Annotated in this window: 5 protein-coding genes; all 5 read left to right on the top strand. The window is 38.2% G+C overall.

Annotation, left to right across the window (positions count from 1 at the left end):
• Nucleotides 1-10 precede the first annotated feature (10 nt).
• The 5 genes from BLT04_RS04750 (at nt 11) to BLT04_RS04730 (ending at nt 11,023) form a co-directional block, all read left to right on the top strand.
• The gene (locus BLT04_RS04750) at nt 11-2,308 is read left to right on the top strand and encodes an NADP-dependent malic enzyme (protein ID WP_089754273.1); all 2,298 of its coding nucleotides are present in this window, start codon (nt 11-13) and stop codon (nt 2,306-2,308) included.
• A gap of 173 nt (nt 2,309-2,481) precedes the next feature.
• Complete coding sequence (ruvA, locus tag BLT04_RS04745; protein ID WP_089754271.1) at nt 2,482-3,066, top strand: Holliday junction branch migration protein RuvA; 585 nt, start codon at nt 2,482-2,484, stop codon at nt 3,064-3,066.
• 57 nt (nt 3,067-3,123) lie between these two features.
• On the top strand, nt 3,124-10,182 hold the full coding sequence (gene sov / locus BLT04_RS04740; RefSeq protein WP_089754269.1) for a T9SS outer membrane translocon Sov/SprA: 7,059 nt from the start codon (nt 3,124-3,126) through the stop codon (nt 10,180-10,182).
• 111 nt (nt 10,183-10,293) lie between these two features.
• Nucleotides 10,294-10,671 (top strand): glycine cleavage system protein GcvH, encoded by a 378-nt coding sequence (gcvH, locus tag BLT04_RS04735; protein ID WP_089754266.1) that lies wholly within the window; start codon nt 10,294-10,296, stop codon nt 10,669-10,671.
• On the top strand, nt 10,664-11,023 hold the full coding sequence (locus tag BLT04_RS04730; RefSeq protein ID WP_228421908.1) for a VanZ family protein: 360 nt from the start codon (nt 10,664-10,666) through the stop codon (nt 11,021-11,023). Before gcvH ends, BLT04_RS04730 begins: the two co-directional genes overlap by 8 nt.
• Nucleotides 11,024-11,875 lie beyond the last annotated feature (852 nt).

Raw genomic sequence — 11,875 nt, 5'->3', positions numbered from 1 at the left:
TTAAAATTTTATGTCAAATAAAACTCACCGCGACGAAAAGAACTTTAATCAGGCCGCGTTAGACTATCATAAGGCTGAACCTAAAGGAAAAATCGAAGTTATCCCTTCAAAACCACACTCTTCTCAGAGAGATTTGTCTTTGGCATATTCTCCGGGAGTAGCTGTACCTTGTATGGAGATCTACGAAAAGCCTGAAACAGTTTATGATTACACAGGAAAAGGAAACTTGGTGGCAGTAATTTCTAATGGTACTGCTGTTCTTGGTTTGGGTGATATCGGAGCCGAAGCTTCAAAGCCGGTAATGGAAGGGAAAGGTCTTTTATTTAAGATCTTTGCAGATATCAATGTTTTTGATATTGAAATTAATGAGAAAGATCCGGATAAATTTATTCAGATTGTAAAAGGGATTGCGCCTACGTTTGGGGGGATCAACCTTGAAGATATTAAAGCTCCTGAAGCTTTCTACATCGAGCAGAAATTAAAGGAAGAATTAGATATTCCGTTGATGCACGACGACCAGCACGGAACAGCGATTATTTCTGCGGCTGCTTTGATCAACGCTCTGCAGATTGCAAACAAGAAGATTGAAGAAGTAAAAATGGTGGTAAACGGAGCAGGAGCTGCGGCTATTGCCTGTACAAATCTTTATATTTCTTTAGGATTAAAAAGAGAAAACGTCCTTATGTGTGACAGCAAAGGGGTGATCAATCATAAAAGAGAAAATCTTACCCCTGAAAAAATAGATTTCATCGCCAATACAGATATCGACACCCTGGAAGATGCCGTAAAAGGTTCAGATGTTTTTATCGGACTGTCAAAAGGAGATGTAATGACTCCTGAAATGTTATTAAGCATGAGCGAAAATCCAATTGTTTTTGCATTGGCAAATCCGGATCCTGAAATCGCTTATGATTTGGCTTTTGAAACCCGTAAAGACGTGATTATGGCGACGGGTAGAAGTGATTATCCTAATCAGGTTAATAATGTATTGGGATTCCCGTACATTTTCCGTGGTGCATTGGATGTTCAGGCGAAAGGAATTAATGAAGAAATGAAACTGGCTGCCGTTCGTGCGATCGCTGATCTGGCAAAAGAACCGGTTCCTGAAGCTGTAATTTTGGCTTATAATGTTCAGAATTTACAATTCGGAAGAGAATATTTTATTCCGAAACCTTTTGATAACAGGTTGATTACCAAAGTTTCAAGCGCGGTTGCAAGAGCGGCTATTGAAAGTGGAGTTGCAAGAAAAACGATTACCGATTTCGACGAATACGAAAACAGCCTTCTTGACAGAATGGGAAGAGACGAGAAGCTGGTAAGAATGATGCAAACCCGTGCTAAAGCCGATCCGAAGAGAATTACGTTAGGAAATGCCGAAGAATACAACGTATTAAAAGCGGCACAGATTCTTTACGAAGAAGGAATTGCTTTTCCTAGTCTTTTAGGAAACAAAAAATACATCAAAGAGCAAATGGAACGTTTCGGAATTGAGCTTGATATTCCGATTATCGATCCAAGTGATGATGACCAAAAGGAAAACAGACAGAAATACAGAGAAACACTGTGGAAGCTTCGCCAAAGAAAGGGAATGAACGAATACAAGGCGAAAAGATTCGTTCGTCAGAGAGATTATTTCGGTCCTTTGATGTTGAGACATGGGGATACAGACGGGCTTATCGTAGGTTTTTCTAAAAATTACACTTCTGTTTTGCGTCCTGTTTTAGAGGTTATTGAAAAAGATAAAGGCGTAGATAAAGTGGCGGCCATGATGATGATTTTATCTGAAAAGAAACCGATTTTCTTCGCCGATACTTCAATTAATCAAAATCCGACAGCCGAAGATTTGGTAAATATCGCTAAAATGGCAGAAATTACCGTGAAAACTTTTGCTGTTGAGCCAAGAATTGCTATGTTAGGTTTTGAAAACTTCGCAGCAATTTCCGATACTTCGAAAAAAGTGGCAAAAGCAGTAAGCATTCTTCACGAAAAATATCCTAAAATGGTCGTTGACGGAGAAATTCAGCCTGATTTTGCTATGAATGCTGATCATTTGAGCGATTATCCCTTCTCAAAACTAGGAACAACGCCTGCCAATACCTTCATTTTCCCGAACCTTGAAAGTGCTAATTTATCATACAAAATCATCAGAGGAATGAAAGTAGCCCAGGTGATCGGGCCGATCCTGATGGGGTTAAAACAGCCTGTACACGTTCTGCAGATGAGGTCAAGCGTCGATGAAATCGTAAATCTGGCTACAGTAGCGGTTCTTGACGCTCAGAGAAGAGAGAAAAAGGATAAAAGTAAGTAAGCTTACAATTTAATTGTATTAAAATAAAAAAAGGACTCCAAATTTTGGAGTCTTTTGCTTTTGCGGTAAATCGTTGAATCCGGCCTCAAAAATTAAGTTAAAAATCATTCGTGTGTTAAATGAAAACATTACTTAGTTTAAATTACTATATTTGGGAGTTTTAAAACTTAAGAATGATATTTTCACTACAAGGCATTGTTCAGGAACTTACGCCTACCTACGCGGTGATCAACGTACAAGGTGTTGGCTACTATGTGGGGATCAGTTTAATGACCTCACAGACACTTACTTTACATAAGGAAACTTTTCTTTTTATCCAGCAGATCATTCGCGAAGATGCCCATCTTTTGTTTGGGTTTAACACTCGTTCGGAAAAAGAAATGTTTAATCTGTTAATAAGCGTTAACGGAGTAGGGGCGGTTTCAGCGCTTATTTTGTTATCAACTTTAAGCCTCGATGAGATCGCTTCGGCAATACTTTCCAAGAACAGCGCACTGATTCAGAAAGCGAAAGGTCTCGGTGTAAAAACTGCAGAGAGAATCATTGTGGATTTAAAAGATAAAGTCCAGAAATTCGGCAATTCAGAGGAAAATATTTCTACATTTGCGAATAATAAAATCAAGGAAGAATCGTTATCTGCATTAGAAGTTTTAGGGATTCCTAAACGAATGAGCGAGAAGATTGCAGATAGAATAATAAAACAAGATCCAAGTATTTCGGTAGAAGAACTGGTAAAACAAATTTTAAAAAACATTTAACATTTGGTGGCAAATAATAAGTTTCTCAATATATTTTTGTTCCTGTCGTTCCTGTGTATGTCAGTAAGTGCTTTTGCACAACAAAGACCTAGGCAGGCACCGGTGCGTGACACAGCGATCATTAAAAAAGAGTATGAAGTGGCAGACCCCACTCATTACGAAGCGTATTACGATATAAAAACAGGGATGTATTTTGTATATCCGAAAATTGGAAATACAATCACGGGACCTCCTACAGCGATGTCTCCGGAAGATTATAAAGAATTCATGCTGGCAACGCAGTCCAGGGATTATTACAGAGAAAAATCAAACAAATACAGTTTGATGTTCCGGAAAGATAAAACCGATGCTGCAAAAAAAGGCCTTATTCCTTCGCTGACGATCAGAAACAGGCTTTTTGAGACCATTTTCGGAAGTAATAAGATCGAAATTATTCCTTCAGGATTTGCCTCTTTCGACTTTGCGGGTCTATATCAGAAAATTGATAATCCATTAATTTTACCTCAAAACAGAACGAGTTTTACATTTGATATTGACCAGAGAATACAGTTGGGATTAATTGGAAAAGTTGGTGAAAATTTACAGTTAAAAGCCAATTATGATACCCAAAGTGGTTTTGCCTTTGAAAACAGGATGAATCTGGTCTGGCAGGCAAAAGGAAGCTGGAAAGATCTTCAGCAGAAAGGCCTGAATGACGTAGATAAACCCAACGCCGGAGGTGAAGATAAAATTATCAAAAGAATTGAATTCGGTAACGTAAATATGCCGCTTTCAACAAGCTTGATACGCGGTTCGCAATCATTATTCGGGGTAAAAACCGAGTTTCAGCTGGGAAAAACATACGGAACAGTGGTGCTTTCTCAACAACAGGGTGAAGCTAGGAATATTGTTGTACAGGGTGGTGGTGCCGTAAGTACTTTCAAATTAAATGCCATCGATTATGAAGATAATCAGCATTACTTTTTAGGACATTATTTCCTGAATAATTATGATAATTCATTATTAAATTATCCTCAGATCAACTCCAAAATCAACATTACAAGAATGGAAGTTTGGGTTTTGGATCAGGGAAACAGCAATTTGGCTTATCAGAAAGGGATTATTGGTATCCGAGATTTAGGAGAAGGGCCTTCAGGGCTTCCTGATAATACGCAAAATGGTCTTTATCAGGCTGTAACCACTGCAATAGGAACACCTAGAGAGCAGGGAAAAAACTATCTTCCGAATTTTCAGGGACAAACTTTTCCGGGAAGTGCACAGCCGTATGATAACGGAGAGCAATTTATTTATAACACAAAAGCAAGAAGGTTAAATACAAACGAGTATATCTTACAGCCTCAGTTAGGATACATCTCATTAAATCAGAAGCTGAATGATAATCAGCTTTTAGCCGTTTCGTTTTCATATACCGTAAACGGGACAAATCAGGTGTATAAAGTTGGGGAATTTTCAGAAGAAAGCCCGGTATTGGTTACAAAATTATTGAAACCCAATAATAAAGTGAATGTAAGTTCGCCAATGTGGGATTTGATGATGAAAAATATTTATGCTTTGGATGCAGGGCAGGTAAATCCTGATGGATTTATTCTTAATGTTTTCTACAGAGACGCACAAACCGGAGGGAAAGTAAATTATCTTCCGAACACCTCTGTTGAGAATATCAATTTATTGAAATTATTCAATTGGGACCGCCTCAATATGAACGGCGATTTACAAAACAATGGCACATCCACAGGTGACGGTATTTTTGACTTTGTGAACGGAATTACCATAAGGCCGGAAACAGGGCGCATTATTTTTACCAAAGCGCAGCCCTTCGGTAGCTATATGCAGAGTGTATTGGGAAGCAGTAATCCGCAATATGTGTTCAATGAGCTGTATACCCAGCAAAAGCAGGTCGCAAGCTCAAATAACCTTGCGCAGCGATACACGATGGAAGGCCGCTACAAAGGAACCCAGGGACAGGGAATTTCTTTGGGCGCGGTAAACGTTCCTCAGGGTTCGGTAAAAGTTACCGCCAATGGAGTTCAGCTGACAGAAGGTATCGACTATACCGTTGATTACATGCTGGGAACTGTAACGATCATCAATGAAAGTGTAAAACAATCGGGTCAGGCGATAAATATTTCACTGGAAAACCAGTTAACGTTCAATACACAGAGAAAAAGATTTTTAGGATTAAATGTCGAAAGAAGGTTTAGCGAAAACTTCATCTTGGGCGGAACTGTTGTTAATTATTCCGAATCACCGCTTACTCAGAAGGTAAATTATGGTCAGGAAGCTGTAAACAACACCATGGCCGGAATCAACCTGATGTACAATAATCAGTTGCCGTTCCTGACGAGATTGACAGATAAGATTCCTTTGGTAAATACAGAAGCGCCTTCTAATTTGAATTTCAAAATGGAAGCGGCTTATTTACTTCCTGGACTAAATAAAGGAACAAACGATCAGTCATACATTGACGATTTTGAACAGACAACTTCAAAAATATCCCTGAAAGAACCCACCGCATGGAGTTTAGCTTCAAAACCGGAAAAGAATCAATCAGATCCTCTTTTCAACGGAGCCGGAACAAATGACGACCTTACCAACGGATACGGAAGAGGGCTATTATCCTGGTATAATATTGACCCGAGATTCTGGGGCGTTGGAGGACGGGCTCCGGCAGGTATTACTCCGCAGTCGGTTTCTAATCACGCTTCAAGAAGGGTGCAGTTCTCAGAGATTTTTAACAACAGAGATTTTGTAGCGGGCGAGCAGACTTTCACCAATACATTCGATATTTCATACTATCCTCAGGAAAAAGGACCTTATAACGTAAATCCGGCTGCCGAAACAACAGCGCAAAGATGGGCGGGTATCATGAGACCGATCAGTGTTTCCAACTTTGTGAATTCTAATATTGAATATGTAGAATTCTGGTTAATGGATCCTTACGCTGACGGAAATACATTAGGGACAAATCCAAAGCTTTTACTGCAGTTAGGAAACGTTTCAGAAGATATTTTGAAAGACGGATTAATGCAATACGAAAACGGATTGCCGACTCCTGGAGCACAATCTACAACTTCAAGCTCAAACTGGGGGACTCAGCCAAAACAGCCACCGATTTTATATGCCTTCTCAAGTGAAGGAGATGACAGAAGACTTCAGGATGTAGGATACGATGGCTTAAGCTCAGATCAGGAAGCAATGAAGTTCGGGAATACTTTTGTAAATCCTGTGACGAATTTAGCTGACCCTGCAGTGGATGATTTTGTATTCTATTTATCAACTAAATTTACGGGAAGCCAGGCTGCTTCGATTATTCAGAGATATAAATATTTCAGAAACCCTGAAGGCAACTCTCAAAGTAACTCTTTGGAAGTGGCTTCTCAAACACCGGACGCGGAAGATATCAACAGAGATTACAACTTAGACCAGAGTGAAAGTTATAACCAGTATGAAGTAGATTTAACGCCGGGAAGTTTAACTTTAGGACAAAATAATATTGCTGATGCTAAAACAGTTCAGGTTACTTTCCAGAACGGAGCAACATCGCAGGTAAAATGGTATCTGTTCAGAATTCCGGTTTCTAAATATGTAGCAGGTGCAGGGGATAGTAATCCGGCAGTTCTTAACAATGTAAGATTTGCAAGATTATTATTAAAAGGATTCGACCAGACTTCAACTTTGAGATTTGGAACATTTGATCTTGTAAGATCAGACTGGAGAACATATCCTAAAAATATTGCAATAACTGGAACAGATCCTGCGACAGATGAAGGAACTTTAAATGCTGACAATAGTAACTTTGAAGTTGGAAGTGTAAATATTGAAGAAAATGCATTAAATCAACCTCCTTATGTATTGCCTCCGGGAATTGACAGACAGGTTCTAAGTGGAAATGCAGGAGCGCAAAGACAAAATGAAGCTTCTTTATATTTAAGAGCTAAACAACTTGCAACCTCAGAAGCAAGAGGGGTTTTCAAAAATACAACGCTGGATATGAGAAGATACAAAAAGCTTAAGCTTTTTGTGCACGCAGAAGATCCTAAAGACAGAGACCGAGGTTTTGATCCGAAAACAAAATTCTTTATTCGTTTTGGTAATGATGCTACAGATAACTATTATGAATATGAGGCTTCTCTGACATTGACACCAAAAACGGCAACTACACCATTAGAAATCTGGCCAACAGATAATGATGTGGAACTTAATATTCAGGATTTTGTTGATGCAAAAATCAGGAGAGATAAAAATAATCCGACTGAAATTGCAAAAAGAATAGTGGATCCTATTTTTGATGCAGGAACTACGTTGAAAAAGATCTATATTAAGGGTCGTCCAAGCTTAGGAAATGTCACAACCATTATGATAGGAATTAGAAATGGTAATGATCGTGGTAGCGGAACAACTATAGAAGACAGAATTCTTTGGGTAAACGAAATTCGTCTTTCCGAGATCGAAAATGACGGAGGTTACGCAGGTAATGCAAGTTTAAACTTTAATTTGGGAGATTTTGCAACGGTTAATACAAGTGCTTCTTATACCTCAGTAGGTTTCGGAAATATTGATTCTAAACCGGCAGAAAGAAACCAGTCAACACAATCAGCATTCAGTATCAATACAGCGATCAACGTTGATAAATTACTTCCTGAAAAAAGCGGAGTAAAGATTCCGTTGAACTATTCTTATTCACAGACAATCGAAGATCCGAAATATAATCCTTTGGATACCGATGTAGAATTTAGCAAAGCCGCGAATAAGGAAGAGCTTAAAAAAGTAGCAAGAACATATACACAACAAAGGAGTTTAGGAGTTGTTAATATGCATAAGGAAAGAATGAATCAGAATAGAAAACCTAAATTCTATGACATTGAAAACGTTTCCGTAACTGCTGTTTATAACGATGATTTCTACAGAGATATTTATACGAAAAGAAATTACAGACAATATCTGAGAGGGTATATTGATTACAATTACACCTTCAAGCCTTGGGTCATTAAGCCTTTCAACAAAATGATCAGTGATACGGCAAAATCTACCAAGTATTTGAGATGGGTTAAAGAATTTAATATCAACCCGATCCCGACAAGATTTTCTTTCAGAACTGAGATCGACAGAAATTATAATGAGCTTGAATTTAGAAACATCGATGCCATTTTGAACGGAAATGTGGGAGAAGATTTTGGTGCAATCAGAAACAGGAACTTCTATTTCGGATGGCAGTATGGTTTAGGATTTAATTTCACCAAATCATTAAAATTAGAAATCAACTCAGCAACAAGAACGCTGAATGATAATATGGATGTGAATACGATGGATACCAATTCGATCTTCGGAAACGTGTTCAGATCAGGAAGACCTGTTTTGTATAACCACAGAGTACAGTTAAATTATAAGTTACCGTTCCAGTATCTTCCGTATTTGGATTTTATTGATGCTGAATTAGGCTACGGCTTTACTTATAACTGGAATGCAAGATCTACTTCAATGCTGGGGTTTGTGGATCCTGATACAAATAAGCCGGCAAGTTTAGGATCGATCGGTCAGAATACGAATGTGATTCAGGCTACGGCTACGGCAGATTTTACGAAGTTCTTTGGTCAGTTTAAATATTTCAAAAATATTTCATCAAAACTTCAGAAACGAAGACAGGAAATCGACTCTTTAAACAACGTTTACACGCAGCAATGGGAAAAGAAAAGATTTAAATACAAGGGATATAAGTTCAAGAATAAATTAACGCCGCTTCAAAGCGCAGCCTTCTTTTTGACTTCATTTAAGCAATTGGATATTAATTATTCCGAAAACAACGGAACCGTACTTCCTGGTTTATTATCTGCGCCAAACTGGTACGGGTACGGCCAGACTTTGGGAGGTCCTAGCATTGGATTCTTGTTAGGCTCACAGGCCGATATCAGACGAACGGTTATGGAAAACGGTTGGGTAAGTGATTCCGGTTATATGACTGATCCGTATGTCCGGATGTCGACGAAAGAATTGAGGGCAAACTTACAAATTGTACCGATCAATGATTTCAGGATTGATATTAATGCTTTACATAATTATAACAGAAACTTCTCGCAGACTGGATTTAATTACCGCGATCCAAATACGGGATTAGCTGATCCGAATTATACATTTGCCAATGATTTGATTACCTATTCAAATTCGGTAGTTCTTCTGAAAACGGCTTTCAGTGACGGACAGGCACTTTATCAGGCGATCAGGGAAAATGCAAGAATTCTTTCACAGCAAATCGGAGGTACAACTCAGCTTGATGGGGAAGGTTTTGCAAAAGGCTATAGTAAGTCTAATCCATATATCCTGATTCCTGCGTTCAGAGCGGCAGTAGAAGGGAAGACAATGAAACAGATGGGTGATGTTAAAAAAGCAGGATTGCCACTGCCAAACTGGAAGATTACCTATTCAGGTCTGAAAAATATTCCGATCATTAACGGGCAGTTTTCGAAATTTGATATCTTACATGGATATACTGCAACTTATACCGCTACGGGAATTCAGAGCAATGCTGATTATTTTAATAATCCGGGAGGGTTTTATCAGTTAACAGATTTATCAGGTAGTGTTCAGGATGGTGATAAAATTAATCCTTATACTTTCTCCCAGGTCGGTTATATCGAATCTTTCTCACCATTGATCGGTATCGATGTTACGATGAGAAATAATATGCAGTTCGGTTTACAGTACAACAGAAACAGAATGTTGTTATTAGGATTGGTAAACCAGACTCTTACCGAAGATGCAAATACGGAATATGTTGTAAGATTAGGATATATCATCCGAAATTTCAGAATGGGAATGACCAATGTAAGAGGAAGAGGTAAAGGAAAAGGAAGCGACCTGAATATCAGAGGAGATTTTTCATTGAGAGACAGTAAAACAAGCATTACAAATATCTTGCTGGATGATTCTCAGGTAACAGGAGGTCAGAAATTATTAAATATTAAAATTTCTGCAGACTATAATGTTTCGGAAAACCTTAATTTAAGAGTATTCTACGAGCAGATGACATCCAAATACAAGATCTCAACGGCATTTCCGTTATCAACGATCAGAGCGGGGCTTTCAGCAACGTTTACGTTCGGGGATTCAGGCGGATTCTAAAGATAAAATATAATAAAATCAAATGTCTCTCAATTTTGAGGGACATTTTTTATATCTGTTATTTGAACCTTATAGAATTTTGAATACATTTGTAAAAATAAAAATTAAGAAATGAACACACCATCAGAATTAAAGTACACGAAAGATCACGAATGGATTAAGATCGACGGTAATGTGGCTACAATAGGTATTACAGACTTTGCGCAGGGCGAGCTTGGAGATATCGTTTATGTAGACGTAGATACTGTAGATGATGATTTGGAAGGAGGAGCGGTTTTCGGAAGTGTAGAAGCTGTAAAAACGGTTTCAGACTTGTTCTTGCCTATTTCAGGAAAAGTTATTGAATTTAATTCAGGATTAGAAGATCAGCCGGAGCTGTTAAATACAGACCCTTATGGAAACGGATGGATCATTAAATTAGAAATCGCTGATGGTGCTGATCACGCAGAATTGCTTTCTGCAGAAGAATACCAGGCGATCATTGGATAAGATTTCAAAAATATTCAGTAAGATTTTGCCCATCTATTGGGCATTTCTTACTTATATGCTGCTCAAGCCGGGTGAGGAGAACAACGAATATTGGTTTATGTTCAACGGCATCGACAAAATTTTACATCTGAGCATCTTCGCAATGCTTGGGTTCACATTTATGGCCTCCTTTCCGAGGATCAGATTTTATTATTTCATTCATATTATCCTTATATATGCATTCCTCACTGAGATCCTTCAGGAAGAAATGGGTCTGGGCAGATCCATGGAAACTTTAGACATTGTCGCAGATACCATCGGTTGTCTCATCGGCTACTCTATATATAAGGCACTTATCAAACGCTTTTTCTAAGACGGCATTTCAGTCGATACAAGAATCTATATTTTTTGTGGGGGAAATATTCCTTATTCAAAATTAGAACAGGAAAAATACCCATAACCATTTAAATTTCCATTCCTAATCTACTCTCTTTTCTTAGGAGCTTTTTCCCACTCTCCACTATATCTTTTTTGTACGGCCTCCGCTACGCTCCGGCCGCACAAAAAAGGATGCCGTTTCGATCGGGGCTAGGGTATTTGTCTTTTTTCAATCTGTCACAGCTAATTCAACGCATTATTTGCAAAGCCTTGGGAGGTTTCAAACCTTGACGAGGCTCTCAATCAATCCAATTGCCATTCACTTTGTCATCCTGAAAGGATCTCAACAACAAAAATAAATTATAAAGTATTAGAAATAAAACTCCGCAGGTTCCAATAAGAAACAACAAAACGTCTGCTGCAATAATTCCCCTCCAAAGTAGAGTTTCAAAAATTCAAGGAATTTTTGACGGTGGTTTACACTTTACACTTTATATACAAGAACCTTCTCCATACCATGTCCACATTTTCTTTTGCCGTTCTTTAATTGATAGTAAGCTTTTGCTTCAAGGCAAAAGGACATTTAAACAATACAACTCCATTTAAAATCATTTAAAACACGGGTATAATATACATCTGCTCATTGTGGATAAGTGTTAATCATTATTTAACAGTAAATATATCAGTAGTTTAAAATAAAAGTTTCCCACAATTGATTATTTTAAGTTAAATGTATTTGGAAGATAAGGGATAAAGGGTGTACTTTTGCCGCACTGAAAACGTAAAGAGTTCGGTAGCGCAGGAGAGCTTTTAGATAAGCGTTATTATTAGAAACTACTATAAAGAG

This window comes from Chryseobacterium soldanellicola, from assembly GCF_900100115.1.
Lineage (GTDB): Bacteria > Bacteroidota > Bacteroidia > Flavobacteriales > Weeksellaceae > Chryseobacterium > Chryseobacterium soldanellicola.
This window is presented reverse-complemented; position numbering and strand designations above follow the sequence as displayed.

What these genes read in the sequence shown, in the direction of transcription:
- BLT04_RS04750 (WP_089754273.1), top strand. Translation starts at nt 11, where the DNA reads ATGTCAAATAAAACTCACCGCGACGAAAAGAACTTTAATCAGGCCGCG.
- ruvA (WP_089754271.1), top strand. Translation starts at nt 2,482, where the DNA reads ATGATATTTTCACTACAAGGCATTGTTCAGGAACTTACGCCTACCTAC.
- sov (WP_089754269.1), top strand. Translation starts at nt 3,124, where the DNA reads ATGTCAGTAAGTGCTTTTGCACAACAAAGACCTAGGCAGGCACCGGTG.
- gcvH (WP_089754266.1), top strand. Translation starts at nt 10,294, where the DNA reads ATGAACACACCATCAGAATTAAAGTACACGAAAGATCACGAATGGATT.